Below are 26,072 nucleotides of genomic sequence, written 5' to 3'. Positions count from 1 at the left end.
CTCCCGGTCAGCGGACCTCGGTGATCTCCGGACCGCGCTGGAGCTGGCCCATACCGCCGGAGAAGCGCGAGGACTCCTCCTGCTGGAAGCCCTCGGGGACCATCTGCGCGTCGTTCGGCAGCTTCAGTACGATCGGGTCGCGCGGCGCCATCGGGCCCTCGCCGCGGACGACGACGGTGTCCCGGAAGATCTGCTCGAGCAGCCCGGCCGCCTGCGGCTGCACCGCGCCCTGGCCCGAGATCACGCCCCGCAGGAACCAGCGGGGGCCGTCCACACCGACGAACCTGACGACCTGGAAGCCGCCCGTGCCGTCCGGCAGCTGCACCGGCACCTGGGCGCGCAGTTCCCACCCGAGGGGGCCCTCGACCTCGTCGACGATGCCACCCTGCTGGGTGATGCCGGCGCCGATCTCCTCGCGCACCTCGCCCCAGATGCCCTCGCGCTTGGGCGCGGCGAAGGCCTGCAGCTGGATCGCGCTGTCGCGCAGCACCACGGTCGCCGCGACGATCGCGTCACCGGCGACCTCGACCCGCAGCTCCATGCCGTCGACCCCGGGGACGAAGAGTCCACCGAGGTCCACGCGGCCCTCGGCGGGGTCGCGCACCTCGGTGCTGTCCCAGGGCCCGTCGGGCCGCGGCTCGGGCTCGAGCCGTACGCGCTCGCGCTCGGCCTCCTCCGCTACGTCGTCCGCCTCAGTGTCGACACTGTCGACGACCTGCTCGGCCTCGCCGGCCGCGTCGTCGGCGGCACCCTTCTTCTTGCGACGTCCGAACACGTCACTGTCCTTCCCGGTCGGATACGACCGAAGCGTATCGATTCCCACCCGTAGTGCCGCCCACGGCGGCCTGACCGCTTGTGCTGTTCGTACCGGTCACCACCGCATGTCCTCCGGTGGACCCGAAGCCCCCTTCGGCCCGAGCCGAGTCGGGCAGTTCCGCGACCTCCTGGAAGCGGACCTTCTCGACCTGCTGGACGACCAGTTGGGCGATCCGGTCGAAGCGCTCGAACCGCACGCTCTCGCGCGGGTCGAGATTCACCACGATCACCTTGATCTCCCCACGGTACCCGGCATCAACCGTCCCCGGGGCATTCACCAGAGCGACACCGCAGCGGGCGGCGAGACCGGATCGGGGGTGCACGAAGGCCGCGTACCCCTCGGGGAGGGCGATCGACACCCCGGTGGGCAGCACGGTCCGCTCGCCGGGCGCCAGTTCGCACGCCTCGGTGGTGCGCAGATCGGCTCCCGCGTCGCCGGGGTGCGCGTACGACGGAAGCGGTACGTCCGCGTCGACGCGCCGGATCAGCACGTTCAGGGGCTCACGGCTCACGGGTTCACCTCGAAGGCGCGGGCGCGCCTTTGCTGGTCGGGGTCGCTCATCGCGGCCCGGATCTCCTCCGGACGGCCGTTGTCGATGAAGTGATCGACCTTGACCTCGATGAAGAGGGCGTCCGCGCGGACCGCGACCGGGCCCTCGGGGCCGTCCAGTCGCCCGACGGCGGTCGAGTAGATCTTGCGGCCCGCCACCGCCGTGACCTCGGCCGTCAGATGCAGGGTGGTGCCGACCGGCACCGGCCGCACGAAGTCGGTCTCCAGCCGGCCCGTCACGGCGATCGTGCGCAGCAGCCAGTTCAGGGAGCCGAGGGTCTCGTCCAGCGCGGTCGCGAGCACCCCGCCGTGGGCGAGCCCGGGGGCGCCCTGGTGGGCGGGCTGCACGGTGAACTCGGCGGTGATCGTGACGCCTTCGCCGGCCCGGGCCTCCAGGTGCAACCCATGGGGCTGCTCGCCGCCGCACCCGAAACACTGTCCGTAGTGCGCGCCGAGCAGCTCACCGGGCGCGGGAGCATCGGGGTGCCGTACGGGATTCACCGCGTCGGCCGGGGGCTTGAGAGCTGCGGAAGTACCACTCACAGCCGCAGACCTTACCCGCGCGTCGGCCATATCCGGACACCGTGCCAAGCTTGGCTCCATGCAGCTCTCCACCGCCCCTTATGAGGAACGCCTCACCGCCCCCCGCTCCTGGTGGGTCGTCTCGTTCCTGATCGGTGTCTCCTTCGCCCTGATCCTGCTGCCCTTCGGCACACTGCCCCTGCTCGGCGGCCTGGTCGGCGGTACGGCGGCCGCGGCGGTCGTGGCGAGCTCGTACGGGTCGGTCCGCATCCGCGTGGTGGGCGGCTCGCTGATCGCGGGCGAGGCGAAGGTCCCGGTGACGGTGCTGGGCGAGGCGGAGGTCCTGGAGCCGGAGGAGGCGCGGGCCTGGCGCACCTACAAGGCCGACACACGCGCCTTCCTGCTGCTGCGCGCCTACATCCCGAGGGCGTTGAAGGTGGAGGTCACGGACCCCGAGGACCCGACGCCCTACCTGTATCTGTCGACGCGGGAGCCCGAGCGGCTCGCCGAGGCCATCAAGGCCGCCCGGGAAGCGGCCGCACAGGGCATGTGAGGGAGGCGACGGGCCGCTAGCCCAGCGAGCCGTCCTCCAGCTCCAGGGGGTGCCTCGGCGCCTCCAGGGGCGGCAGCTGCGGCAGCGCGTCCCAGGGCACCTGGATCTTGCGCAGGTCCTTGCGGATGCGCTCGGCGAGCCTTCTGGTGTCCCTGCGGTTCATGACCGCGCCCACGGCGGCGCCCACCATGAACGGCATCAGGTTGGGCAGGTCGCGCACCACGCGCTTCATGATCTGCTGGCGCAGCTGCTGCTTCATGCGGGTGTTGACCGCGCCGCCGAAGCTCGACGGCTTTGTCACGTCGACACCGCGCTCCCCCGACCACGAGTTCAGGTAGGCGGTGCTGCGCTCCTTGAGGTTGCCGGGCGGGCGTACTCCGTAGACCTCGTGGAGTTCGGCGATCAGCTTCAGTTCGATCGCGGCCACGCCGGTGATCTCGGCGGCCAGTTCGGTCGGCATGGCGGGCGGTACCGGAAGCATGGCGGCGGCTCCGACGCCCGCTCCCACCGTCGCGGTGGCGCTCGCCGCACCCGCCACGAGCTTGTCGGCGAGCTGTTCGGGCCCTAGGCCCGGGAACTGCCTGCGGAGCGTCGCGAGGTCGCGTACGGGGATCCGCGGGGCGTTGTCGATGATCCGGTCGGCGAGGTACGCCAGGCCCGCTCTGGCCCGGCTGCCGCTCTTGCGCACGCCTTCGCGTGCCTTGTCGCGGATGGCCGCGGCCTTCCCCCGGCCTCGGCTGCGCAGGGCCGGGGGGACCCCCGTCCGTGCGACGGGCGCGGGCTCGTTCTGGTACGGCTCCGGGAGGTCAGCCCGGTCGGCCGATGCGAGCGAGGCAGATCCGGTGCTTCCCATGTCACCGGGTGTCGTACCGGATGAGCCTCGCTCGTCGTCACGCGCGTGGGGACCCTCCATCGGTCCCTTGTCCGCTCCCGGCAGGAGGAAGCGGCGCTTCCGAGGTGGGGTCGAGCCAGTCACGGCCGACCCGGCCTCAGTCGCAGTCGCGGCAGATCGGCTGACCGTTCTTCTCCCGGGCCAGCTGGCTGCGGTGGTGCACCAGGAAGCAGCTCATGCACGTGAACTCGTCCTGCTGCTTGGGCAGTACCCGGACGGCCAGCTCCTCGTTGGAGAGGTCGGCTCCGGGCAGTTCGAGGCCCTCTGCGGCCTCGAACTCGTCGACGTCGACCGCCGAGGTCGACTTGTCGTTCCTCCTGGCCTTCAGCTCTTCAAGGCTGTCGGAGTCCACGTCGTCGTCGGTCTTGCGTGGGGTGTCGTAATCCGTTGCCATTTCGCTCTCCCCCTCTGGGTGTCTGCGGGTGTCTCCAGCGCACGTAACGCGTGAGAGGCCGGACTTGTGCCCGCCTCGAGGCGGAGATTTTGCCTCACATCAAGGTCTGTTACTCAATCGACACCCAACCGGACCCCTCAAGAGTGATCGGCTTGGATGGCGAACCGGACCGTACACGGTCCTTGTGCCGCACTTCAAAGGCATCTCCACCTGTACTTCCCGTGATCAAGACACCCGAAAACCCGGATTTTCCCGGCTTTACGGCGCTGTTCATGATCACGGAGAGTAGATGGCCGGAAAATCGCCCTTGTGATCGATCACACACGGACCCACCTCTTCCGCGGCTTTTTCCAGGTCGGAAAATTCCGCGCAAAGCGAACAGGCCCGTATGTCGGCGACATGATCTCAGACAGGGAGTGCGACCCGCATCACCAGTCCACCCCCCTCACGAGGCTGAGCCGAGATGTGCCCGCCGTGCGCCCGGGCAACCGACCGGGCGATGGAAAGGCCGAGGCCGACACCCTTGTCGCTGCCGGTGCGCTCGGTGCGCAGTCGCCGGAACGGTTCGAAGAGATTGTCGATCTCGTACGCGGGTACCACCGGACCGGTGTTCGACACCACCAGGACCGCCTGGCCGTGCTGGACCTCGGTGGTGACCTCCACCCAGCCGTCCTCGGGGACGTTGTACCGCACGGCGTTCTGCACCAGGTTGAGTGCGATCCGCTCCAGCAGTACGCCGTTGCCCTGGACGACGGCCGGCTTCTGGTCGCCGCGGATCACCACGCCCTTGGCCTCCGCCTCGGCGTGCACCTGGTCGACCGCCTGGGCGGCCACCTCGGCGAGGTCGACGGGCTTGCGCTCGACGATCTGGTTGTCGCTGCGGGCGAGCAGCAGCAGGCCCTCCACGAGCTGCTCGCTGCGCTCGTTCGTGGCCAGCAGTGTCTTGCCGAGCTGCTGCAGCTCCACCGGCGCGTTCGGGTCTGAGAGGTGGACCTCCAGCAGCGTGCGGTTGATGGCCAGCGGCGTGCGCAGCTCGTGCGAGGCGTTGCCGACGAACCGCTGCTGTGCGGTGAAGGCACGCTGCAGACGCTCCAGCATGTCGTCGAAGGTGTCGGCCAGCTCCTTGAGCTCGTCGTCCGGGCCGTCCAGCTCGATCCGCCGCGACAGGTCCGAGCCGGCCACCGCGCGGGCGGTACGGGTGATCCGGCCGAGCGGCGACAGCACCCGGCCGGCCATCGCGTACCCGAAGGCGAAGGCGATCACGGCGAGGCCGAGGAGGGCGAGGAGGGAGCGGCTGAGGAGGTCGTCGAGGGCGTGCTGGCGCTGCTGGTTGACGCACTGGTTCATCGCGGTGTTGAGCTCTGCCGCCGACGGCTGGGCCGGGAAGTTGCAGGTGCTGCTGCCCACAGACCCGGAGAGGATCTTGAAGGGCAGCTCGCTGCCCACTCTCAGCGCGTGTGCGGCCAGCAGGTAGATGATCGACAGCAGCAGTATGCCCGCGATCAGGAACATGCCGCCGTACAGCAACGTGAGCCGTATGCGGATGGTCGGGCGCAGCCACGGGAAGGGCAGCTGTGGCGTCCTCGGGTCCCAGGTGGGCTTCGGGGGCGCCTGGGGCGGCGCGGGTGTTGTGGCCATGGGGGATCAGATCCGGTAGCCCGAGCCGGGCACGGTGACGATGACCGGCGGCTCGCCCAGCTTGCGGCGCAGGGTCATCACGGTGACGCGCACGACGTTCGTGAACGGGTCCGTGTTCTCGTCCCAGGCCTTCTCCAGCAGCTGCTCGGCCGAGACGACGGCGCCCTCACTGCGCATGAGCACTTCCAGTACGGCGAACTCCTTCGGCGCCAGCTGGACCTCCTTGCCGTCCCGGAAGACCTCGCGGCGGTTGGGGTCGAGCTTGATCCCCGCGCGCTCCAGGACGGGCGGCAGCGGGACACTGGTGCGCCGGCCGAGGGCACGCACGCGTGCGATCAGCTCGCTGAAGGCGAAGGGCTTGGGGAGGTAGTCGTCGGCGCCGATCTCCAGACCCTCGACCCGGTCGCTGACGTCACCGGACGCCGTGAGCATCAGCACGCGCGTGGGCATGCCGAGTTCGACGATCTTGCGGCAGACGTCGTCGCCGTGCACCAGCGGGAGGTCGCGGTCGAGGACGACCACGTCGTAGTCGTTGACGCCGATGCGCTCCAGGGCGGCCGCACCGTCGTACACGACGTCGACGGCCATGGCCTCCCGGCGCAGTCCGGTGGCCACCGCATCGGCGAGCAGCTGCTCGTCCTCGACGACGAGTACGCGCACGTCGTTTTCCTTCCTGTGTCCACCCACGCAGCACCTTGCGGGCACGCGGGCAGGGGGTCTTCCGGGATGTGTGTCTCCATCCTGCCTTTTTCGCCCGTAAGTCGGCTGTAAGACGGGGGCGGGGTGTGCGGGGCGGCGGTGGAACGGGGGTTGTCTCAAGATGAAGGACAGGTGTGGGGCGCGGGAATGCGGGAGTTTTTCGTCCGGTTGAGGTTTCCGTGGAAGGGACCGGGGGGAGGACGGTTCATACCCCGCGATCACGCTCTGCTTGTGCCGCAACACCATGCGGCACGGCGCAATCCGCTTTCCGCAGAGTGGGCGTGGGTGTTCGGCACCGTCGCCGCCCGGCGCGGGACTGTGCCGGGCACCTGATGGAGACGTGATCGCCCCTTCCGAACGGCACACCCCCGTGCCACCGACCCACGACCCAGGACGAGGGGGCGCAGCATGGATGCATTCACCACGGGACTTCTGCAGCGCATAAAGGCGACCGAGTCCGACCTGACGCGGGCTCGTGACGAGGGCGACGACTTCCTCGTCGAGGTCGAGCAGGGCGAACTCGACGACCTGCGCCGCCTCGCCGCCGAGCACGGTGTGGAAGTTGGCGCCTAGCGTCTGATCGGCCCGTGAGCGAGCGAAGGGACCCCGGCGAATCCAGCGCCGGGGTCCCTTCGCGTGCGTATGCGCTCGGCGGCCGTACGCGTGCTTACGCGCTGGGCCGCCGTATGCGTGCCTACCCGCTGGGCGGCCCTCAGTCGTGCCAGGCGCCGAAGTCCTCCAGGAGGCGCTGGAGGGGCTCGAAGACGCCGGGGGTGCCCGCGACCGTCAGGGCGGTGGAGGGGCGTCCTCCGGGGCGTCCACCGGTCAGGGCGCCCGCTTCCCGGGCTATCAGGTCGCCGGCGCCGTAGTCCCAGGCGTTCAGACCGCGCTCGTAGTAGCCGTCGAGGCGGCCCGCCGCCAGGTCGCAGAGGTCGACCGCGGCCGAGCCGCCGCGGCGGATGTCGCGGAGCAGCGGGATCAGCCGTGCGGCCACCTCGGCCTGGTGGGTGCGGACCTCGGAGACGTAGTTGAAGCCGGTGGAGACCAGGGCCTGATCCAGGGGCGGGGCCGGGCGGCAGGACAGGGCGCGTTCGCCCTCCCACGCGCCCGTGGCAAAGGCGCCGCCGCCGCGTACCGCGTGGAAGGTCTCGCCGCGCATCGGGACCGCCACGACCCCGACGACCGTCTCTCCGTCCTGTTCTGCCGCGATGGACACCGACCAGGTGGGCAGCCCGTAGAGGTAGTTGACCGTGCCGTCCAGGGGGTCGATCACCCAGCGCACTCCGCTGGTGCCCGGGGTGTCGGCGCCCTCCTCGCCGAAGAAGCCGTCGTCGGGGCGGCGGGCGGAGATCAGGTCGGTGATCAGCTTCTCCGCCGCGATGTCCATCTCGGTGACGACGTCGATCGGGCTCGACTTGGTCCGTGCGACCGCCAGGTCGGCCGGACGGCCGTCCCGCAGGAGGTCGCCCGCCCGGCGGGCCGCCTCCCGGGCCAGGTCGAGGAGTTCCTGGTGCAGGGCGTCGCTCACGGGGCTCCTCACGCGTAGGGGCTGTCGACGCCGGCGGCGGCCGGCTTGGGGCCGCGGGCGGGGCAGCAGCCGACGGGGCACAGGTTGTGACTGGCGCCGAGCGCGCCCAGCGCGCAGAGGGGGGGCTGTTCGCCGCGCTCGGTGGCCGCGCGCTCCAGGATCAGGTCGCGGACGGCCGCCGCGAAGCGCGGGTCGGCGCCCACCGTGGCCGAGCGGCGCATGGGAAGGCCGAGTTCCTCGGCCTTGGCCTTGGCCTCGGTGTCGAGGTCGTAGAGGACCTCCATGTGGTCCGAGACGAAGCCGATGGGGGCGATGACGACGGCCGGAGCGCCCGACTCGTGCAGGGTCTGCAGGTGGTCGCAGATGTCCGGCTCGAGCCACGGGATGTGCGGGGCGCCGGAGCGGGACTGGTAGACCAGCTGCCAGGGGTGGTCGACGCCGGTGCGCTCGCGGACGGCGTCGGCGATCAGCCCGGCCACCTCCAGGTGCTGCCTGACGTAGGCGCCGCCCTCGCCGTGGCCCTCGACCGGGCCGGAGGTGTCCGCGGAGGCCGTGGGGATCGAGTGGGTCGAGAACGAGATGTGGGCGCCCTCGCGGACGTCGTCCGGCAGGTCGGCCAGCGAGCGCAGGACGCCCTCGATCATGGGCTCCAGGAAGCCCTCGTGGTTGAAGTAGTGGCGCAGCTTGTCGACCTTGGGCAGGTCGAGTCCCTCGGCTTCGAGGGCGGCGAGCGAGTCCGCCAGGTTCTCGCGGTACTGGCGGCAGCCCGAGTACGACGCGTAGGCGCTGGTGGCCAGGACCAGGATGCGGCGGTGGCCGTCGGCGGTCATCTCGCGCAGGGTGTCGGTCAGGTACGGGGCCCAGTTGCGGTTGCCCCAGTAGATCGGCAGGTCCAGACCGTGGTCCGCGAAGTCCTTGCGCAGGGCGTCCAGCAGCGCGCGGTTCTGGTCGTTGATGGGGCTGACCCCGCCGAAGAGGAAGTAGTGTTCGCCGACTTCCTTCAGGCGTTCCCTGGGGATGCCCCGGCCGCGGGTGACGTTCTCCAGGAACGGGATCACGTCGTCAGGGCCTTCGGGACCGCCGAAGGACAGCAGGAGCAGGGCGTCGTAGGGGGTGGCGTCGAGCACGTCTCGCATGGGTCGAATCCTGTCATCCGGTACTGACAGCCGGGAAACGGCGGGGGTGACGGTCCGGGTTCCCGGTTTGTAAGCTGTATCGGCGCTGTACGCGCCTTACGTCTGCCTCTCCTCCGTACCTCTCCTCCCGTACCCTCCCTCCCGCCCGACCGGAGCCCGCCGTGCCGAGTCCCTACCGCGCCCTGTTCGCCGCACCCGGCTCCGGACGCTTCTCCGCCGCGGGCTTCCTCGGCCGGATGCCGCTGTCCATGATGGGCATCGGTGTCGTCACGATGATCTCGCAGATCAGTGGGCGGTACGGCCTCGCAGGCGCCCTGTCGGCCACCATCGCGCTGGCCGCCGCGGCCATCGGGCCGCAGATATCGCGCCTGGTGGACCAGTTCGGGCAGCGCCGGGTGCTGCGGCCGGCCACGCTGGTCGCACTCGCGTCGGCGGCCGGGCTGCTGTTCGCCACCTCCTTCGGCGGACCGGACTGGGTGCTCTTCGTGTGCGCCGCCGGGATCGGGGCCGTGCCCAGTCTCGGGGCGATGGTCCGGGCCCGGTGGGCGAACCTGTACCGCGGCACCCCGATGCTGCACACCGCGTACTCGTTGGAGTCGGTGGTCGATGAGATGTGCTTCATCCTCGGGCCGATCATCTCCATCGGGCTGTCGACCGCCTGGTTCCCGGAGGCCGGGCCCCTCCTGGCGGCCTGTTTCCTGGCGGTCGGCGTCTTCTGGCTGACCGCCCAGCGGAGCACCGAACCGGAGCCGCATCCCCGGACCAGGCAGAGCGGCGGGTCGGCGCTGCGCTCGCGCGGGCTGCAGGTTCTCGTCGCCACGTTCGTGGCCACCGGGGCGATCTTCGGAGCGGTGGACGTGGTGACGGTGGCCTTCGCCGACGAGCGGGGCCACAAGGGGGCCGCGAGCGTCGTGCTCGCCCTGTACGCGGCCGGATCCTGCGTGGCCGGGATCGTGTTCGGGCTGCTGCGCTTCTCAGGAGCCCCACAGCGTCGCTGGCTGCTGGGCATATGCGCGATGGCCGTGAGTATGATCCCCCTCCTACTGGTCGGAAACTTGCCGTTTCTGGCCGTGGCGCTCTTCGTCGCGGGTCTGTCCATCGCTCCCACGATGATCACGACGATGTCCCTGATCGAAGAGCACGTACCACGCGCGCAGTCGACCGAGGGCATGACCTGGATCAGCACCGGGCTCGCGGTCGGCGTCGCGCTCGGCTCCTCCATGGCAGGCTGGGTCATCGACGCGGCCGGCGCGCGGGTCGGGTACGGGGTTCCGGCAGTGTCCGGGGCCGTCGCGGTCGCGGTCGGTTTCCTGGGGTACCGCCGGCTCAGCAGGCCGGCTCCGCGTCGGGGAGGCACCGTTGAGCAGCACAGCGAGCGGGAAGAACGGCACGTGGCGTAACTGGGGCGGCAATGTCGTCTCCCGCCCCGCGCGGGAGGTCACGCCCGCTTCCGTGGAGGAGCTGGCGGCGGCCCTCCGGCAGGCCGCGGAGGACGGGCTGACCGTGAAGCCGGTCGGCACCGGCCATTCCTTCACGTCCATCGCGGCCACCGACGGTGTGTTGATCCGCCCTCAACTGTTGACCGGCATCCGCAAGATCGACCGCGACGCCATGACCGTCACGGTGGAGGCCGGCACCCCGCTCAAGAGGCTCAATGTGGCGCTCGCGCGTGAGGGGCTCTCGCTCACGAACATGGGCGACATCATGGAGCAGACCGTCTCCGGTGCCACCAGCACCGGCACCCACGGCACGGGACGCGACTCGGCCTCCATCGCCGCGCAGATCAAGGGGCTGGAGCTGGTCACCGCCGACGGAACGGTGCTCACCTGCTCCGAGAAGGAGAACCCGGAGGTGTTCGCGGCCGCGCGGATCGGCCTGGGTGCCCTCGGCATCGTCACCGCGATCACCTTCGCCGTGGAGCCGGTCTTCCTGCTCACGGCACGCGAGGAGCCGATGCCCTTCGACCGGGTGCTCGCCGAATTCGACGCCCTGTGGGCCGAGAACGAGCACTTCGAGTTCTACTGGTTCCCGCACACCGGCAGCACCAACACCAAGCGCAACAACCGCAGCGCGGGCCCGGAGAAGCCGGTCGGCCCGGTCGCGGGCTGGTTCGAGGACGAGTTCCTCTCCAACGGCGTCTTCCAGGTGGCCCAGTGGGTCGGCCGGGCGGTGCCTGCCACCGTCCCGACGATCGCCCGGGTCTCCAGCAGGGCCCTGTCCGCGCGGACGTACACCGACATTCCCTACAAGGTCTACACATCGCCGCGCCGGGTGCGGTTCGTGGAGATGGAGTACGCCGTTCCGCGCGAGGCCCTGGCCGAGACGCTGCTCGAACTGAAGGCGATGGTCGACCGCTCCGACCTCAGGGTCAGCTTCCCGGTCGAGGTGCGCACGGCGCCCGCCGACGACATCACCCTGTCCACCGCGTCGGGCCGCGACAGCGCCTACGTCGCCGTACACATGTTCAAGGGCACGCCCTATCAGGCGTACTTCACGGCCGCCGAGCGCATCTTCACCGCGCACGAGGGACGTCCGCACTGGGGCAAGGTGCACACGCGCGACGCCGAGTACTTCGCGGGCGTCTATCCCCGCTTCGGCGAGTTCACCGCGCTGCGGGACCGGCTCGACCCCGACCGGCGGTTCCAGAACGACTACCTGCGAAGGGTGTTGGGCTCGTAGGACGGCCGAAGCCATTGGTTCCATTTCTGGCGATTGCGTGAAGTACGCCACGTTCAAGATCCGGAAAACGGGCAACGGGCGGTCAACTCCGGTCCGTTGCCAGAAGTTGGGTGGCGTGCCAATCCACGCACGTGGTCCAAATGGAGTACTGTTGCGAGCCCTGGGTCCGGTCTCCCGCCAGGGCGTCCGGGGCTTTGAAGGACCGCCGGGAGGGGGCTAGTTGCACAGGGTGACGGAGTTGGTCACTTAGCGTTGCGAATAGGTAACCGTGCCATAACGGCGATCCAGGGCCCGTGCCCGACACGCCGGGCAACTCGGCAAGGTTGTGGCAGGCTGCACCCGGGCAGGCCACACTCGACTAGCGGAAGCAGCGACGCACGTGACGTCGGCAGGCACCACCCGGGAGGTCCCCATGCCCGAACTGCGTGTCGTGGCCGTCTCCAATGACGGCACACGGCTGGTGCTGAAGGCTGCCGACTCAACGGAGTACACGCTGCCGATCGACGAGCGGCTGCGCGCCGCCGTCCGCGGTGACCGACCCCGCCTCGGGCAGATCGAGATCGAGGTCGAAAGCCATCTCCGCCCCCGCGACATCCAGGCGCGTATACGCGCCGGTGCCACCGCGGAAGAGGTCGCCCAGCTCGCAGGCATTCCCGTCGACCGGGTACGGCGCTTCGAGGGCCCTGTCCTCGCCGAGCGCGCGTTCATGGCCGAGCGGGCCCGCAAGACACCCGTCCGCCGTCCCGGTGAGAACGCCGGACCCCAGCTCGGCGAGGCCGTCCAGGAGCGGCTGCTGCTGCGCGGCGCCGAGAAGGACACGGTGCAGTGGGACTCCTGGCGCCGCGACGACGGCACCTGGGAGGTCCTGCTGGTCTACCGGGTCGCGGGCGAACCGCACTCGGCGAGCTGGACGTACGACCCGCCCCGGCGGCTCGTCCAGGCCGTCGACGAGGAGGCGCGCTCGCTCATCGGCGAGTCCGACGACCTCGCCGCGCCGGAGCCCAGCTTTCCCTTCGTACCGCGCATCGCACGGCTGCCGCGCGACCGTCCGCTGGACCGTTCCCTGGACCGGCCGAGCCTGCCGGCCCCGGCGTCCGAGGCGGTGGAGGAGAGCATCGCGGGCGAACGGGACTCGCTGACCAGCCTGTTGGAGGCGGTACCGAGCTTCCGTGGCGACCTGGTCGTCCCGGAGCGGCCGTCGGACACCGTGCCCGAGGAGGAGGAGCCGCCCGTCGTCGAGCCCGAGGCGGAGGAGCCCCCGGCCCCCGCGGCCTCGGCCGGTTCCGCCTACGCGGACGTGCTCATGCCCCGCTCCGTCGGCAGCCACCGCGACCGCCTGATCGGCGCCACGGACCGCCAGGCGGAGGCCGACGGCGTCCGCCCCGGCCGCCGGGCCGCGGTCCCGAGCTGGGACGAGATCGTCTTCGGCACACGGCGCAAGAAGCAGGAGTAACCGGGCGTACGGCGGTTGACGCCGGCTCGGCATGACAAGAGGCCCGCACCGGCGACGGTGCGGGCCTCGGCGTATCGCATGGGCAAGCGATTCGCACCCACCGCCGAAGGGCTGCCACGGGCCACTGAACAATCGGGCCCGATGACAGGCCGTGCCGGTGCTCAGGGCCGTGACGGCGTGACGCCGGCGACAGCCGCCACGGGCTGCCGGCCGGCCGATGCCCGCACCGGCGACGGTGCGGGCCTCTTCGCGCGTACTACTGCGGGTCGGGCCCCACGGCGACCGGTCGGTTCGGGTCGGACGACCACTCCGACCACGACCCGACGTACAGCGCCGCCGGAATGCCCGCCACCGCCAGCGCCAGCACCTCGTGCGCCGCCGAGACGCCCGAGCCGCAGTACACGCCGACGTCCGAACCGCCGCCCGCGCCGAGGGACTTGAACCGTTCGGCCAGCTGCTCTGCGGGCAGGAATCGCCCGTCCGTACCGACGTTCTCGTTCGTCGGCGCCGACACCGCCCCCGGGATGTGCCCGCCGATCCGGTCGATCGGCTCCACCTCGCCCCGGTACCGCTCCCCCGCCCGTGCGTCGAAAAGCACCCCCGAACGCGCCAGCGCCGCAGCGCCGTCGGCGTCCAGCAGCCCCATGGCACCCGGCACCGGCACGAAGTCACCCGCCGCGGGTGTCGGCACGGCCGTCTCCAGGTCGCCCTCCCACGTCGGCAACCCGCCGTCGAGGACCCGCACGTCCGGGTGACCCGTCCAGCGCAGCAACCACCAGGCGCGAGCCGCCGCCCAGCCCAGCCCGCCGTCGTACACGACCACCGGCGTCCCCGTGGAGACACCTGCCCGGCGCATGGCGGCGCCGAAGACGTCGAGGTCGGGCAGCGGGTGCCGGCCGCGCTCGTCGGGCGCGGCGGCCAGCTCCGAGTCCAGGTCGACGTACACGGCGCCGGGGATGTGCCCGGCCGCGTACTCGGCACGCCCGTCGAAGGGCGCCTTGGCGAGGCTCAGCTGCCAGCGGACGTCGAGCAGGACGGGCGGGGTGCCGCCCGCGAGGTCGCTCGCGAGTTCGGAAGCGGAGATGATGGCGTTCATGGCCACCATCCTCGCGCACGGGGTGGCCGCATCGTCCATGTCCGGCTACTCTGCTCCGCCGGGCAGGCCCGATCACGAGGCGTACGGGTTCGGGCACATGCTGTGCAACGGATCGACATCCGTCGGCACCGCGCGGAAACGGACGGGAAACCGCACACCCGGCATGCTCCGGACACGGGGCTCGGCGTGGCGAGCGCGCCCGCGGCGCGCGGCACCGCGGGTGGTGCGAGCATCGGCACGGGGATCCGGTAAGCGGACGCGACACGGCCACCGCGAGGGGTCGAGGAGAGAGTGACGATGACGGAGGCACGGGAGTCGGCCGGCCCGAACGGCGAAGAGCGGGCCGGACACAGACCGGGTACGCCCTGCGGGGTGAGTCTGATGGTGCACGGGCTGACGGCGACCGAGGAGTTCTACGGGGCGCTGTTCGGCTGGGAGTTCGAACCGAGCCCGCACCAGCTCGGCCCCCACGTGCGGGCCCTGCTGGACGGCTACGAGGTCGCCGGCATCGGCCAGCTGCCCCCGGACCGCCAACTCCCCATCGCCTGGACGCCGTATCTCGCCTCGGACGACGTGGACCTGACCGCGGAGACGGTACGGCTGTGCGGCGGCACGGTCGGGGTGGGCCCGCTCGACGCGGCCGACGCGGGCCGGCTGGCGATCGGCTCGGACCCCTCCGGCGCGGTCTTCGGGATCTGGCAGGGCGCCGCCCACGGCGGCACGGCCCTCACCGACGTGCCCGGCACCCCCACGTGGAACGAACTGGTCACCTATGAGACGGCCGGTGTGGCCAAGTTCTACGAGATGGTCTTCGGCTACGAGGAGAGGAAAGTCGTCTCCGCCGACTTCGACTACGTCACCCTGTACATCGACGGCCGCCCGGTCGCCGGCCTGCACGGCGTCGGCAACGCACTCCCCCGGGACCGGGGTCCGCACTGGATGACGTACTTCGAGGTGGCGGACGCGGACGAGGCGGCCACGCGGCTGGTCGAGCTCGGCGGGCACGTCCTCAAGCCGCCGAAGGACAGCGCCCACGGGCGGGTGGCGACGGTGGCGGACCCGGAGGGAGCGCTGTTCTCCCTGATCCAGAGCCCCCGCTGAGCCGCGGAGGCGGCCGGGTCAGGCCGGGGAGACCGGCAGCACGTCCGGGGACAGCGCCGCCGCCCGGGCCGTGGCCGCCGTCATGCGGCGGCGGTGGTGACGGCGGCACAGGACCTCGTAGCCGACGGCCTCGGCCTGGTTGACGTCGCCGACGACCACCTGGGCGCCCTCGACGACCATCTCGCCGCCTATGGTGCGGGCGTTGTGGGTGGCGCGGGCGCCGCACCAGCACAGCGCCTCGACCTGCAACACCTCGACGCGGTCGGCCAGTTCGACCAGGCGCTGGGAGCCGGGGAACAGCTTGGAGCGGAAGTCGGTCGTGATGCCGAAGGCGTAGACGTCCAGGCCCAGGTCGTCGACGACGCGGGCGAGCTGGTCGATCTGCTCCGGGGCGAGGAACTGTGCCTCGTCGGCGATGACGTAGTCCGCGCGGCCGCCCTGCGAGAGGTGGTCGACGAGATGGGCGTAGAGGTCCTGGCCGTCCTCGACCTCCACCGCGTCGGTGACCAGGCCGAGCCGCGAGGAGAGCTTGCCCTCGCCGGCGCGGTCGTCACGCGTGAAGATCATGCCCGCCAGGCCACGCGCCGAACGGTTGTGCTCTATCTGCAGAGCCAGCGTGGACTTCCCGCAGTCCATCGTTCCGGAGAAGAACACCAGCTCGGGCATGGAAGGTCGAGCACCTTTCGGCGGACGGATCGGCAGGAGGACGGGCAGCGCTTCAGGAGCGTACTTCGAGCAGCGGGACCAACTGTTCGGCAGGGGTCATCGAGCCGTGGTTGCCGACCATCGCCGACTCCTTCGGCTCCCGCTCGGAGGCGATGATGAGGACGTCGTCGCGGGCGGCCGCCACGACGTCGCCGATGCGGGCGCGGACGCGGTCGTCGATGTGCGGGCCGAACCAGCCCGCCGCGATCGCCTCCTCCCGCGAGGCCACCCAGAACTGCTCGCCGAGCACCTCGCGCCAGCACGTCAGCACATCGTTCTCGGCGCCGGGGACGGCGTAGACGTGACGGGCCCGGCCCTCGCCGCCCAACAGGGCGACCCCGGCGCGCAGTTCCCAGTCCTCGTCGAAGTCGATGCGGTGCTCCTCGTCGAAGGGCACGTCGATCATGCCGTGGTCGGCGGTGACGTACAGCGCGGTGCGCGGCGGGAGTTGCTCGGCCAGCCGCTGGACGAGCCGGTCGACGTGCATGAGCTGGCCGCGCCAGGTGTCGGAGTCGACGCCGTAGCGGTGTCCGGCGCCGTCGAGTTCGGCGTAGTACGTGTAGACCAGGGAGCGGTCGCCGGCGGCGAGCTGCTCGGCGGCGAGGTCCATGCGGTCCTCGCCGGACAGCCGCCCGTGGAACGTTCCGCCGCTGAGCGCGACCTTGGTCAGCGGGGTGTTCTCGAAGGTCGGGGAGGACACCTGGGCCGCGTGCACGCCGGCCCGGTGGGCGAGCTGGAAGATCGTCGGGTACGGCTGCCAGGCCTGCGGCGGTGTCCACGGCTGCCAGCGCAGCTGGTTCATCAGCTCGCCGGTCTCCGGGTTGCGCGCGGTGTAGCCGGGCAGGCCGTGCGCGCCCGGGGGCAGGCCGGTGCCGACGGAGGCGAGGGAGGTCGCGGTGGTCGCCGGGTAGCCGGTGGTCAGGGGGCGGCCGGTGCCACCGCGCGAGCTGCCGAGCAGCGAGGTCATGAAGGGCGCCTCCTCCGCGTGGCGCTTGAGCTGTTCCCAGCCCAGGCCGTCGACCAGGAACACGCAGTTGCGGTCGGCGGGGACCAGTTCGGTGATCGCGGCCGTCGTGTCCGGTACGCCCATTCCTGCGGCCAGGGTGGGCAGCAGGTCGGCGAGGGAGCCGCTGCCGTACTCGGGCAGGGGCGCGGAGGCGACGGAGAGGGGTTCGGGGTGGGCGTCCCAGGGAGAATCAGGAGGTGTGGGCGCGGAGCGCCCCCGGTCATGGGCGGCGGGGCGCGGCGGGTGGGCCATCAGCGGGTGGTGTCCGCAGTCGCCTCGGAGAGGGACTGGGCAAAGGCGAGCGCCTGGCGCACCGTCTCCGGGCCGTCGCCGGCCTCGCTGACGCGCAGGCTGAGGTCGTCGGCGGTGGAGTTGCCCGTGTAGCCGTGATCGGCCTCGCAGTTGGGGTCGCCGCAGGCAGCGGGTTCGAGGTCGATGCGGGAGACGGCGCCCCAGCCGATGGTGAGGACGACCTCGCGGGGCAGGGTGCCCGGCGTGTACTGCTCCGGGTTGGCGACCACGCGGCTGACCACGACCGAGGAGATCCGGCCGAGCTTCACGGACTCGGTGGACGTCGTCGCGTACGGGGTCGGGGAGGTGCTGTCGGCGGCCTGCTCGTCGGTGTGGCTGACGATGAAGCGGTTGCCGGTGAGGACCAGCACGGTGACGTGCCGCCGGACCTCGTTCTGGTCGAACGTCGTCTCCTGGTGGACCAGGTACGACCGGATGGGCTCGCCGCCCACGGCGGCCTCCACCGCGTCGGCCACGAGGGCCGGGTAGTAGCCGCTGCGCTCGATCGCCGCACGCAGCCCCTGGGTCGTCGTACTGGTCTTGGCCATGACGTCCATCCTACGGTGGCGCGTCGGCTGCGAGGCACCGCTCAGGCCGTCCGGATGCACGTCTCAGTAGACGGGGAGCGTGCGCGGGCCGAGGTCGTCCCGGGCGGGCGGGGGCGCCAGCCGGACGGAGGCGCCGAGAACGCTCAGGCCACGGGGGGCGACGACGACCGGCTCCAGACTGACCGCGACGACCTCGGGGTGGTCGTCGACCAGCCGTGACACCCGCAGCAGCAGTTCCTCCAGCGCAGGCGTGTCGACGGGGGTCGAGCCGCGCCAGCCGAACAGCAGGGGTGCCGTCCGGATCGACCGGACCAGGGAGGCCGCCTCCCGGTCGGTGACCGGGACCAGCCGGTGAGCCATGTCGCCGAGCAGCTGGGAGGCCGGTCCGGCCAGGCCGAAGGAGACCACGGCCCCGGCCGCCGGGTCGATGACGGCCCGCACGATGGTGTCCACGCCGCGTGGCGCCATGGCCTGCACCACCGGCCGGAGCTCCTCCGGCTCGCCGAACAGCTCCGTCAACTCGGCGTACGCGCGGCGCAGTTGTTCCTCGTCCGCGAGATCGAGGCGTACGCCGCCGAGGTCGGCGCGGTGGCGCAGGTGCGGGGCGGTGGCCTTGAGGGCGACGGGGTAGCCGATGCCGTCGGCGGCCCGGACCGCGTCGTCCGGGGTGAAGGCGGGGACGGCCCTGCGTACGTCGATGCCGTACCGCCCGAGGAGCTGGTGGGTCTCCTCGGTGCCGAGGGTGAGGCCCTGCCCGCGCGCGAGCAGGCCGTCGATCTGCTCGGCGGCTCCCTTCTCGTCGATGTCCTCGTACTCGGGCACCCTGCCGGGCTCGACGGCCTCGCGCCGCCACCGGGCGTAGTTCACGGCTTCGGCGAGGGCCCGTACGGCGCGCTCGGCGGCGGGATAGGCGGGGATGAGGCGGGATTCCGCGGGGGCGCTCGCGGCGGGGGCCGCCTGGGTCGTGGGGGGCAGCATCTGCGAGGGGCGCAGCCGGGCGCCGGAGGGGGTGCTCGAACCGGTCTGGGGTGCGGTGCTCGCCGCGGCGGACAGGGCTTGCGCGAGCCCGCCGAGCTCCACGTGGACCACCAGCACGGGCTTGCCGGGGACGGCCTGGGCGGCCGACCGCAGCGCCTCGGCCAGTTCCGCGTCGCCGGGCGAGACCTCCCCGATGGCCGGGATCGCCGTCACCACGACCGCGTCGCAGGAGTCGTCCTCCAGCGCGTGCAGCAGTGCCGTGTGGAAGTCCGCGGCGGAGGCCTCGGTGGTCAGGTCCAACGGCCGCTGCGGCCTCAGGTCCTCGGCGAGGCAGGCGTCGTAGGTGAGCAGCCCGAGCGACTCGGAGTTGCCCAGGATCGCCACCCGGGGTCCGGCCGGCAGCGGCTGGCGGGCGAGCAGCAGTCCGGCGTCGACCAGTTCGGTGATCGTGTCGACGCGGATGACGCCGGCCTGCCTGAGCAGCGCGGAGACCGTGGCGTGCGGCAGCCGGGTGGCGCGTACGGCGTGGCCCTGCGGTGCCGAACCGGCACCCTGCACGACGACCAGCGGCTTGGCGGCCGCCGTGCGCCGGGCGAGGCGGGTGAACTTGCGGGGGTTGCCGATGGACTCCAGGTACATCAGGACGACGTCGGTGTCCGGGTCGTCGTACCAGTACTGGATGAGGTCGTTGCCGGAGACGTCGGCGCGGTTGCCGGAGGAGACGAAGGTGGACACGCCGGTGACGCCGGTGACGCCGCCGCCGCGTCGGTGCAGCCGGGAGAGCAGGGCGATGCCGATGGCGCCGGACTGGGCGAACAGGCCGATGCGGCCGGGGCGGGGCATCTGGGGGGCGAGGGAGGCGTTGAGCCGTACCTGCTCGGAGGTGTTGATGACGCCGAAGGCGTTCGGGCCGATGAGCCGCATGCCGTACGTGCGCGCTTGCCGGACGAGTTCGCGCTGGCGCTCGCGTCCCTCGGGGCCGCTCTCGGCGTACCCGGCGGAGATCACGACGAGTCCCTGGACGCCGTGCTCGCCGCACTCGGTGACGACCTGGGGGACGTGGTCGGCGGGAACGGCGACGACGGCGAGGTCGACGGGGCCGTCGATGTCCCGCACGGAGCGGTGGGCGGGGACACCGTCGAGTTCCTTGAGGTCCTCGGGGAAGGCGCCGTTGACGGCGTACAGGCGCCCCGCGTAGCCGGCGTCCCGGATGTTGTCGAGAACGCTGCGGCCCACTCCCCCGGGGGCGCGGCCGGCGCCGACGACGGCGACGGAGCCGGGTGCCAGCAGCCGCCGTACGGAACGCCCCTCGGCGCGCTGCTCACGCGCGCGTTGCACGGCGAGGGAGCGGTCGGTGGGTTCGAGGTCGAACTCCAGGCGGACGACGCCGTCCTCGAAGTGGCGCTTCTGGGTGTACCCGGCGTCCGTGAACACCTTGATCATCTTGGTGTTGGCGGGCAGCACCTCGGCGGCGAAGCGGCGGATGTCCCGCTCACGGGCGACGGCGGCGATGTGTTCGAGGAGGGCGGAGGCGACGCCGCGGCCCTGGTGGGCGTCCTGGACGAGGAAGGCCACCTCGGCCTCGTCGGCGGGCGCGGACGCGGGCGTTCCGTCGGCGCCGATGCGGTCATAGCGTACGGTGGCGATGAACTCGCCGCCGACCGTGGCCGCGAGTCCCACCCGGTCCACAAAGTCGTGGTGCGTGAAGCGGTGGACGTCCTTGGCGGACAGGCGAGGGTAGGGCGCGAAGAAGCGGTAGTACTTCGACTCGTCCGAGACCTGCTCGTAGAAGCTGACCAGGCGATCTGCGTCATCGACGGTGATGGGGCGGATGCGCGCGGTGCCGCCGTCGCGCAGCACCACGTCGGCCTCCCAATGGGCGGGGTACTCGTGCCGGTCCGGCGTGGTCTGCATGGGCCCCAGAGTACGGCTCGCGTCCGACAGCGGCGCGAGGCAGTCTGTGACAGAACCGAAGAGGACGTCGATCGGGCCGAGGCCGCGGCCCGACCATCCACCCCGGACGGAACGTGAGAACCGCTCCGGAGACTCTTCACGTTGTGGGAAACTGGTCTAGACAACCTGAACACCGAAGGGCAGCATCACATGGCTGAGCGCCGCGTCAACGTCGGCTGGGCCGAGGGCCTCCACGCCCGCCCCGCTTCCATCTTCGTCCGGGCCGCCACGGCCGCAGGTATCCCGGTGACGATCGCCAAGGCCGACGGCAACCCCGTCAACGCGGCCTCCATGCTGGCCGTCCTGGGTCTGGGCGCCCAGGGTGGCGAGGAGATCGTCCTCGCCTCCGACGCCGAGGGCGCGGACGTCGCCCTCGACCGTCTGGCCAAGCTGGTCTCCGAGGGGCTCGAGGAGCTTCCCGAGACCGTCTGATCGCGGCACCGCAGAAGGGCTCGTCCGAATTATTGGGCGGGCCCTTCGCATTTCCCGTGCCGGGGTCGGGAATTCACGACGGCGGACAGCATGAAATAGCCCCCTCGAATTCCCTGCTCTTTGTATACGGCGCTCGTGTTAATGCCGCAGGCTCGACATGTTTACGGGATGTTGCGAGTTCCTCACACCGTTCCCGCCGCCGAACCGCAGCCGGTGCGCGGCGGTCGAGCGCTCGGTGTGCAGGCTTGTGATCGCCCGCGCGCGTTCGGCGTCGCCCCGGGCCACGGCGTCGACGATCGCGCCGTGCTCCGCCCAGGACTCCACGGGGTTGGCCGGCGCGTCCACCGCGTACATCCAGGCGATCTTGTGGCGCAGCTGGGTCAGCATCGAGGTCAGGGCGGGGCTGCCGGAGGCCTGGGCGAGCGTCTCGTGGAACCAGCCGCCCAGGGAGCGCAGATCCTCGCTGCCGCCCCTCCTGGCCCGCTCCTGGCCCAGCCTGACCAGGCCGCGCAGGACCTTGAGGTGGGCCTCGGTGCGTCGCTGGGCGGCCCGGGAGGCACCCAGCGGCTCCAGCAGCATGCGCATCTCCAGCAGGTCGGCGGCCTCCTGCTCGGTCGGTTCCGCCACGCACGCGCCCGCGTGCCGGCGGGTCACCACGAAGCCCTCGGCCTCCAGGGTGCGCAGGGCCTCGCGGACGGGGACGCGCGAGACGCCGTAACGGCGGGCGAGGAGTTCCTCGGTGAGACGGCCACCACGCTCGTAGACACCCGCCACGATGTCGTCCCGGATGGCCGTGCACACCGAGTGCGCCGGAATACGCATGACCGACCTCCGTCTTAATCCCCGTGAAACGTCGATGATTGACGTTGTGTCCAGCGACTCTATTGCAATGAGCCGGAATTTCCGACGGCGGGCCGGAATCCATGGATATTTTTTGGACACGGGGGCGACAGAAACGACGAAAACCCCGGCTCGGAGAGCCGGGGTCCTCGGAGTCCGGTGACGCGTCGCTAGACGTTCACGCCGTGCGAGCGCAGGTACGCGACGGGGTCGATGTCCGAGCCGTACTCGGGGGTCGTACGGGCCTCGAAGTGCAGGTGCGGTCCGGTGGTGTTGCCGGTGGAACCGGAGAGACCGATCTGCTGGCCGGTGACGACCTTCTGGCCGACCGAGACGCCGATGGACGACAGGTGGCCGTACTGGGTGTACGTCCCGTCGTTCATCCTGATCACGATCTGGTTGCCGTACGCCCCGCCCCAGCCGGTCTGGACGACCGTGCCGTAGCCGACCGCGTGGACGGACGTGCCGCTCGCGGCGTGGAAGTCGATGCCGGTGTGGCTGCCGGAGGACCACAGGGAGCTGCTGGCCTTGTAGCCGGTGGAGACGTACGAGTTGGAGATGGGCGCGACGAAGGAGTTCAGGCGCTTGCGCTCGGCCTCACGGGCGGCGCGCTCCTTGGCCTCGCGCTCCTTCTTGGCGAGCGCCTCGGCCTTCTTGCGCGCGGCCTCCTCGGCGGCCTGCTTGCGAGCGGCCTCCTCGGCGGCCTGCTTCTGGGCCTCGGCCTGCGCGTCGATCTTCTCGGCGATCGAGTCGCCGATCATGATGACGGGGGTGAAGCCGGTCTGCTCGACGGCGTCGACGGAGTTGTCGGCGGCGAGCGCGGGGGCCGCGAGAGCACCGATCACACCGGTGGTGGCGAGGGCCGCGACTCCGGCGACCTGGGCGGTGGAACGCTTGATCCGGCTGGGACGACGGTGCTTCCCGGTGGCGCACATGAACGCCATGTACAGGCTGGTCCTTTCCTTCCCTCTCGCCTACCGGGTTAGCTGACGGGTTCGGAGCAGGAAGGTCTCCTACGGACCCCCTCGCGACTCGCGCGGGCGTCCGATTCACCCCAGGGACTGCGGTGGGTCCCCGGCTCCCCTGGCTCGCGCCGTACGGGGATTCGGCGATGACTGTCCGGTGCCGCGGGTGCGGCGCACTGCCTGACGAACAGCCCGGATGACGCTAAGCGGGCCGCCTTTCAATCCCCAAACGGATCGCGGCTTTTGTAGCGCATCCCACAGGGCAGACGGGCATCTCTCCTTCAATTCCGCGCCAATTCGGACATAGGAGGGCCCTGGTGACAGGTCAGTCACCAGGGCCCTCCACGCGCGCGTGCCGCTACTCGGCGGAAACCACGGTCACTTCACCGATGCCGAGCGCCTCCACCGGCTCCTTGATCTGCGCCGCGTCACCGACGAGGACGGTCACCAGACGGTCCACCGGGAACGCGTTCACGACCGCCGCGGTGGCCTCCACCGTGCCGGTCGCGGCCAGCTGCTGATACAGCGTCGCCTGGTAGTCGTCGGGCAGGTGCTGCTCGACCTGGTCGGCCAGGGTGCTCGCGACAGCCGCCGCGGTCTCGTACTTCAGCGGTGCCACGCCCACCAGGTTCTGCACGGCGACGTCGACCTCGGCGTCGGTGAGGCCGCCCTCGGCGAGCGTGCGCAGCACCCTCCAGAGGTCGTCGAGCGCCGGGCCGGTGTTCGGGGTGTCGACGGAGCCGCTGATGGCGAGCATCGACGCGCCCGTGCCGTCCGCGGCGGACCTGAGGACCTGCCCGAACGCGCGCACACCGTAGGTGTAGCCCTTCTCCTCGCGCAGGACGCGGTCCAGGCGGGAGGTGAGCGTGCCGCCCAGGCAGTACGTGCCGAGCACCTGCGCCGGCCACACGCGGTCGTGGCGGTCGGCGCCGACGCGGCCGATGAGCAGCTGCGTCTGGACGGCCCCGGGACGGTCCACGATGATCACGCGCCCGGTGTCGTCGGCGGTCACCGGCGGCACGGGACGGGGCTCGGCCCTGGAGCCCGTCCAGGCGCCCAGGGTCTCGCCGAGCAGGGCGTCCAGGTCGATGCCGGTGAGGTCGCCGACGACGACCGCGGCGGCCGTCGCGGGCCGGACGTGACGGTCGTAGAAGGCGCGTACGGCGGCCGCGTCGATCTTCTCGACGGTCTCCTCGGTGCCCTGCCGCGGGCGGGACATGCGCGAGGTCGCCGGGAACAGCTCCTTCGAGAGCTCCTTCGCCGCCCGGCGGGAGGGGTTGGCCAGCTCGTGCGGGATCTCGTCCAGGCGGTTGCGGACCAGCCGCTCCACCTCGCCGTCGGCGAACGCGGGCGCCCTGAGGGCGTCGGCGAGCAGGCCGAGCGCCTTGGCCAGACGGGAGGCCGGCACTTCGAGGCTGAGGCGGACGCCGGGGTGGTCGGCGTGCGCGTCGAGGGTGGCGCCGCAGCGCTCCAGCTCGGCGGCGAACTCCTCGGCGGAGTGCTTGTCGGTGCCCTCGGAGAAGGCACGCGCCATGATCGTGGCGACGCCGTCGAAGCCGGCCGGCTCGGCCTCCAGAGGTGCGTCCAGGAGCACCTCGACGGCGACGACCTGCTGTCCGGGGCGGTGGCAGCGCAGCACGGTCAGGCCGTTGTCGAGCGCCCCGCGCGTGGGCGCGGGGAACGCCCAGGGCCTGGCCTCGCCGGCCTGGGGCTGCGGGTGGAACTCCATCGTGGCGAGCTCGCTCACTTGGCCGCCTCCTCGTTCTTGTCGCCGGCTTCGACCGTGGCCTCGGCCTCGGGGTCTTCGGGGGGATCGACGTCCTCGGCGACCTGTCCGGAGACGGGTTCGTAGACGAGCACCGCCCGGTTGTCCGGCCGCAGGCGGGCCTTGGCGATCTCCTGGACCTCCTGGGGGGTGATCTCCAGGACGCGCTGGACGGCGGTCAGGGCGAGCTGCGGGTCGCCGAACAGGACGGCGAAGCGGCACAGTTCGTCGGCGCGGCCCGCGACCGTGCCGAGCCGGTCCAGCCACTCGCGCTCCAACTGGGCCTGGGCGCGCTCCATCTCCTCGCTCGTGGGGCCCTCGGCGGCGAACCGGGCGAGCTCCTCGTCGATGGCGGCCTCGATGACCGGCACCTCGACGTCGCCGGAGGTCTTCACGTCCAGCCAGCCCAGCGAGGGCGCCCCGGCCAGGCGCAGCAGTCCGAAGCCGGCCGCAACGGCCGTACGGTCGCGCCGCACGAGCCGGTTGTACAGGCGGGAGGACTCGCCGCTGCCGAGGACCGTGAGCGCCAGGTCGGCGGCGTCGCACTCGCGCGTGCCGTCGTGCGGCAGCCGGTAGGCGGCCATCAGGGCGCGCGCCGGCACCTCCTCCTCGACGACCTCCCGCAGCTGCTCGCCGATGACGTCGGGGAGCATGCCGTCGCGGGGCGCGGGCTTGCCGTCGTGCCCGGGGATGGAGCCGAAGTACTTCTCGATCCAGGCGAGCGTCTGCTCGGGGTCGATGTCGCCGACGACCGACAGAACGGCGTTGTTGGGCGCGTAGTAGGTGCGGAAGAACGCGCGCGCGTCCTCCAGGGTCGCCGCGTCAAGGTCGGCCATCGAACCGATCGGCGTGTGGTGGTAGGGGTGGCCCTCCGGGTAGGCGAGGGCGGTCAGCTTCTCGAAGGCGGTGCCGTACGGGACGTTGTCGTAGCGCTGCCGGCGTTCGTTCTTGACGACGTCCCGCTGGTTCTCCATGGACTCGTCGTCCAGGGCGGCCAGCAGGGAGCCCATGCGGTCGGCCTCCAGCCAGAGGGCGAGCTCCAGCTGGTGGGCGGGCATGGTCTCGAAGTAGTTGGTCCGCTCGAAGCTGGTGGTGCCGTTGAGCGAGCCGCCGGCGCCCTGCACCAGCTCGAAGTGGCCGTTGCCCTTGACCTGCCCCGAACCCTGGAACATCAGATGCTCGAAGAGGTGAGCCAGGCCGGTCCGGCCCTTGACTTCGTGGCGCGAGCCGACGTCGTACCAGAGGCACACCGCCGCGACCGGGGTCAGGTGGTCCTCGGAGAGCACCACGCGCAGGCCGTTGGCCAGGCGGTGCTCGGTCGCTGTCAGGCCCCCGGTGCCTGCCTGGTCTGTGGCCGTGTGACCCATGGGCATGTACGTCCCTTCGATCGCGGATGCGGTGCTGGAAACCGCTGTTTTCCTGCCGGTCCTGCCACTGTATGCAAGCGGGCGGACCGGCGGCGAAGTTCCCGGACGACGTACGCCCACAGCGGATCGCGTAGCCTGCGGGCAGCCGCGGCGAGGGCGACCCCC

25 protein-coding genes and 1 riboswitch are annotated in these 26,072 nt (G+C 71.4%); of the genes, 7 read left to right on the top strand and 18 right to left on the bottom strand.

All coding sequences use genetic code 11. The features are described 5' to 3' along the window. Positions 1-7: 7 nt before the first annotated feature. From FBY22_RS06690 to FBY22_RS06680, 3 genes are read right to left on the bottom strand one after another with little or no spacing between them, the layout of a single operon-like run. Positions 8-775 carry a DUF3710 domain-containing protein gene (locus FBY22_RS06690; protein WP_142143172.1) on the bottom strand — a complete coding sequence of 256 codons (768 nt, stop codon included), beginning with the start codon at positions 773-775 and terminating at the stop codon, positions 8-10. Position 776: 1 nt separating this feature from the next. Next, complete coding sequence (dut, locus tag FBY22_RS06685; protein WP_142143170.1) at positions 777-1,328, bottom strand: dUTP diphosphatase; 552 nt, start codon at positions 1,326-1,328, stop codon at positions 777-779. Then, a complete protein-coding gene (locus tag FBY22_RS06680) occupies positions 1,325-1,909 on the bottom strand; it encodes a PaaI family thioesterase (RefSeq protein ID WP_142143168.1) in 585 nt (194 codons plus the stop codon). The genes dut and FBY22_RS06680 overlap by 4 nt, the downstream gene beginning before the upstream one ends. Positions 1,910-1,967: 58 nt before the next feature. On the opposite strand from FBY22_RS06680, the gene FBY22_RS06675 reads away from it, so the two are divergent. Then, on the top strand, positions 1,968-2,441 hold the full coding sequence (locus tag FBY22_RS06675) for a DUF3093 domain-containing protein (RefSeq protein ID WP_142143166.1): 474 nt from the start codon (positions 1,968-1,970) through the stop codon (positions 2,439-2,441). A gap of 16 nt (positions 2,442-2,457) precedes the next feature. On the opposite strand, the gene FBY22_RS06670 is transcribed toward FBY22_RS06675, so the two are convergent. The 4 genes from FBY22_RS06670 to FBY22_RS06655 form a co-directional block, all read right to left on the bottom strand. Then, the gene (locus FBY22_RS06670; protein WP_142143164.1) at positions 2,458-3,417 is read right to left on the bottom strand and encodes a hypothetical protein; all 960 of its coding nucleotides are present in this window, start codon (positions 3,415-3,417) and stop codon (positions 2,458-2,460) included. A gap of 13 nt (positions 3,418-3,430) precedes the next feature. Continuing rightward, positions 3,431-3,727, bottom strand: a complete 297-nt coding sequence (locus FBY22_RS06665) for a DUF4193 domain-containing protein (RefSeq protein WP_005481602.1) — start codon at positions 3,725-3,727, stop codon at positions 3,431-3,433. Positions 3,728-4,132: 405 nt separating this feature from the next. Further along, positions 4,133-5,365, bottom strand: a complete 1,233-nt coding sequence (locus FBY22_RS06660; protein WP_142143162.1) for a HAMP domain-containing sensor histidine kinase — start codon at positions 5,363-5,365, stop codon at positions 4,133-4,135. Positions 5,366-5,371: 6 nt separating this feature from the next. Continuing rightward, complete coding sequence (locus tag FBY22_RS06655; protein WP_003993508.1) at positions 5,372-6,025, bottom strand: response regulator transcription factor; 654 nt, start codon at positions 6,023-6,025, stop codon at positions 5,372-5,374. A gap of 447 nt (positions 6,026-6,472) precedes the next feature. Here FBY22_RS06655 and FBY22_RS44105 point away from each other — a divergent pair, with 447 nt between their 5' ends. Continuing rightward, a complete protein-coding gene (locus FBY22_RS44105; protein ID WP_174267099.1) occupies positions 6,473-6,637 on the top strand; it encodes a hypothetical protein in 165 nt (54 codons plus the stop codon). Between the two features lie 139 nt (positions 6,638-6,776). On the opposite strand, the gene FBY22_RS06650 is transcribed toward FBY22_RS44105, so the two are convergent. Both FBY22_RS06650 and FBY22_RS06645 read right to left on the bottom strand, forming a co-directional pair. Beyond that, positions 6,777-7,592 carry an inositol monophosphatase family protein gene (locus tag FBY22_RS06650; protein WP_142143160.1) on the bottom strand — a complete coding sequence of 272 codons (816 nt, stop codon included), beginning with the start codon at positions 7,590-7,592 and terminating at the stop codon, positions 6,777-6,779. An 8-nt stretch (positions 7,593-7,600) separates the two neighbouring features. Further along, entirely contained in the window at positions 7,601-8,728 is a 1,128-nt protein-coding gene (locus FBY22_RS06645; protein WP_142143159.1) for a ferrochelatase, read from the bottom strand. 161 nt (positions 8,729-8,889) lie between these two features. Here FBY22_RS06645 and FBY22_RS06640 point away from each other — a divergent pair, with 161 nt between their 5' ends. The 3 genes from FBY22_RS06640 to sepH all read left to right on the top strand — a co-directional run bounded on the left by FBY22_RS06640 (position 8,890) and on the right by sepH (position 12,860). Next, positions 8,890-10,128: an MFS transporter gene (locus FBY22_RS06640; protein ID WP_142143157.1), complete on the top strand. Its 1,239-nt coding sequence runs from the start codon at positions 8,890-8,892 to the stop codon at positions 10,126-10,128. After that, positions 10,088-11,407, top strand: a complete 1,320-nt coding sequence (locus FBY22_RS06635; RefSeq protein ID WP_142143155.1) for a D-arabinono-1,4-lactone oxidase — start codon at positions 10,088-10,090, stop codon at positions 11,405-11,407. The genes FBY22_RS06640 and FBY22_RS06635 overlap by 41 nt, the downstream gene beginning before the upstream one ends. A gap of 412 nt (positions 11,408-11,819) precedes the next feature. After that, positions 11,820-12,860 carry a septation protein SepH gene (gene sepH / locus FBY22_RS06630; protein WP_142143153.1) on the top strand — a complete coding sequence of 347 codons (1,041 nt, stop codon included), beginning with the start codon at positions 11,820-11,822 and terminating at the stop codon, positions 12,858-12,860. Positions 12,861-13,116: 256 nt separating this feature from the next. On the opposite strand, the gene FBY22_RS06625 is transcribed toward sepH, so the two are convergent. After that, positions 13,117-13,956 (bottom strand): sulfurtransferase, encoded by an 840-nt coding sequence (locus tag FBY22_RS06625; RefSeq protein ID WP_174267098.1) that lies wholly within the window; start codon positions 13,954-13,956, stop codon positions 13,117-13,119. A gap of 297 nt (positions 13,957-14,253) precedes the next feature. On the opposite strand from FBY22_RS06625, the gene FBY22_RS06615 reads away from it, so the two are divergent. Next, entirely contained in the window at positions 14,254-15,057 is an 804-nt protein-coding gene (locus FBY22_RS06615) for a VOC family protein (protein ID WP_142143148.1), read from the top strand. Between the two features lie 18 nt (positions 15,058-15,075). On the opposite strand, the gene FBY22_RS06610 is transcribed toward FBY22_RS06615, so the two are convergent. The 4 genes from FBY22_RS06610 to FBY22_RS06595 are packed head-to-tail and all read right to left on the bottom strand — an operon-like array spanning position 15,076 to position 20,499. Then, entirely contained in the window at positions 15,076-15,723 is a 648-nt protein-coding gene (locus FBY22_RS06610; RefSeq protein WP_142143146.1) for a thymidine kinase, read from the bottom strand. A 52-nt stretch (positions 15,724-15,775) separates the two neighbouring features. Next, positions 15,776-17,020: an alkaline phosphatase family protein gene (locus FBY22_RS06605; protein ID WP_142143145.1), complete on the bottom strand. Its 1,245-nt coding sequence runs from the start codon at positions 17,018-17,020 to the stop codon at positions 15,776-15,778. Beyond that, entirely contained in the window at positions 17,020-17,616 is a 597-nt protein-coding gene (locus tag FBY22_RS06600; RefSeq protein WP_142143143.1) for a DUF5998 family protein, read from the bottom strand. The genes FBY22_RS06605 and FBY22_RS06600 overlap by 1 nt, the downstream gene beginning before the upstream one ends. Positions 17,617-17,670: 54 nt before the next feature. Beyond that, positions 17,671-20,499 (bottom strand): bifunctional GNAT family N-acetyltransferase/acetate--CoA ligase family protein, encoded by a 2,829-nt coding sequence (locus FBY22_RS06595; protein WP_142143141.1) that lies wholly within the window; start codon positions 20,497-20,499, stop codon positions 17,671-17,673. Between the two features lie 189 nt (positions 20,500-20,688). Here FBY22_RS06595 and FBY22_RS06585 point away from each other — a divergent pair, with 189 nt between their 5' ends. Continuing rightward, positions 20,689-20,970, top strand: a complete 282-nt coding sequence (locus FBY22_RS06585) for an HPr family phosphocarrier protein (RefSeq protein WP_067441040.1) — start codon at positions 20,689-20,691, stop codon at positions 20,968-20,970. A gap of 138 nt (positions 20,971-21,108) precedes the next feature. Here FBY22_RS06585 and FBY22_RS06580 read toward each other — a convergent pair whose 3' ends face one another. The 4 genes from FBY22_RS06580 to FBY22_RS06565 form a co-directional block, all read right to left on the bottom strand. Next, the gene (locus FBY22_RS06580; RefSeq protein ID WP_142143139.1) at positions 21,109-21,792 is read right to left on the bottom strand and encodes a GntR family transcriptional regulator; all 684 of its coding nucleotides are present in this window, start codon (positions 21,790-21,792) and stop codon (positions 21,109-21,111) included. A gap of 188 nt (positions 21,793-21,980) precedes the next feature. Beyond that, the gene (locus FBY22_RS06575; RefSeq protein WP_142143138.1) at positions 21,981-22,754 is read right to left on the bottom strand and encodes a M23 family metallopeptidase; all 774 of its coding nucleotides are present in this window, start codon (positions 22,752-22,754) and stop codon (positions 21,981-21,983) included. A gap of 12 nt (positions 22,755-22,766) precedes the next feature. Next, positions 22,767-22,931, bottom strand: a riboswitch (cyclic di-AMP (ydaO/yuaA leader). A 202-nt stretch (positions 22,932-23,133) separates the two neighbouring features. Continuing rightward, entirely contained in the window at positions 23,134-24,522 is a 1,389-nt protein-coding gene (locus tag FBY22_RS06570; RefSeq protein WP_142143136.1) for a pitrilysin family protein, read from the bottom strand. After that, complete coding sequence (locus tag FBY22_RS06565; RefSeq protein ID WP_142143134.1) at positions 24,519-25,913, bottom strand: pitrilysin family protein; 1,395 nt, start codon at positions 25,911-25,913, stop codon at positions 24,519-24,521. The genes FBY22_RS06570 and FBY22_RS06565 overlap by 4 nt, the downstream gene beginning before the upstream one ends. Positions 25,914-26,072: the final 159 nt, after the last annotated feature.

The organism is Streptomyces sp. SLBN-31 (assembly GCF_006715395.1).
GTDB lineage: Bacteria > Actinomycetota > Actinomycetes > Streptomycetales > Streptomycetaceae > Streptomyces.
The sequence above is the reverse complement of the archived record's forward strand: the minus strand, read 5'-3'. Positions and strand labels throughout refer to the sequence as shown.

What these genes read in the sequence shown, in the direction of transcription:
- FBY22_RS44105 (WP_174267099.1), top strand. Translation starts at nt 6,473, where the DNA reads ATGGATGCATTCACCACGGGACTTCTGCAGCGCATAAAGGCGACCGAG.
- FBY22_RS06605 (WP_142143145.1), bottom strand. Translation starts at nt 17,020, where the DNA reads ATGGCCCACCCGCCGCGCCCCGCCGCCCATGACCGGGGGCGCTCCGCG.
- FBY22_RS06660 (WP_142143162.1), bottom strand. Translation starts at nt 5,365, where the DNA reads ATGGCCACAACACCCGCGCCGCCCCAGGCGCCCCCGAAGCCCACCTGG.
- FBY22_RS06575 (WP_142143138.1), bottom strand. Translation starts at nt 22,754, where the DNA reads ATGGCGTTCATGTGCGCCACCGGGAAGCACCGTCGTCCCAGCCGGATC.
- FBY22_RS06675 (WP_142143166.1), top strand. Translation starts at nt 1,968, where the DNA reads ATGCAGCTCTCCACCGCCCCTTATGAGGAACGCCTCACCGCCCCCCGC.
- FBY22_RS06600 (WP_142143143.1), bottom strand. Translation starts at nt 17,616, where the DNA reads ATGGACGTCATGGCCAAGACCAGTACGACGACCCAGGGGCTGCGTGCG.
- FBY22_RS06625 (WP_174267098.1), bottom strand. Translation starts at nt 13,956, where the DNA reads ATGAACGCCATCATCTCCGCTTCCGAACTCGCGAGCGACCTCGCGGGC.
- FBY22_RS06645 (WP_142143159.1), bottom strand. Translation starts at nt 8,728, where the DNA reads ATGCGAGACGTGCTCGACGCCACCCCCTACGACGCCCTGCTCCTGCTG.
- FBY22_RS06585 (WP_067441040.1), top strand. Translation starts at nt 20,689, where the DNA reads ATGGCTGAGCGCCGCGTCAACGTCGGCTGGGCCGAGGGCCTCCACGCC.
- sepH (WP_142143153.1), top strand. Translation starts at nt 11,820, where the DNA reads ATGCCCGAACTGCGTGTCGTGGCCGTCTCCAATGACGGCACACGGCTG.
- FBY22_RS06610 (WP_142143146.1), bottom strand. Translation starts at nt 15,723, where the DNA reads ATGCCCGAGCTGGTGTTCTTCTCCGGAACGATGGACTGCGGGAAGTCC.
- FBY22_RS06565 (WP_142143134.1), bottom strand. Translation starts at nt 25,913, where the DNA reads ATGCCCATGGGTCACACGGCCACAGACCAGGCAGGCACCGGGGGCCTG.
- FBY22_RS06595 (WP_142143141.1), bottom strand. Translation starts at nt 20,499, where the DNA reads ATGCAGACCACGCCGGACCGGCACGAGTACCCCGCCCATTGGGAGGCC.
- FBY22_RS06665 (WP_005481602.1), bottom strand. Translation starts at nt 3,727, where the DNA reads ATGGCAACGGATTACGACACCCCACGCAAGACCGACGACGACGTGGAC.
- FBY22_RS06615 (WP_142143148.1), top strand. Translation starts at nt 14,254, where the DNA reads ATGACGGAGGCACGGGAGTCGGCCGGCCCGAACGGCGAAGAGCGGGCC.
- FBY22_RS06580 (WP_142143139.1), bottom strand. Translation starts at nt 21,792, where the DNA reads ATGCGTATTCCGGCGCACTCGGTGTGCACGGCCATCCGGGACGACATC.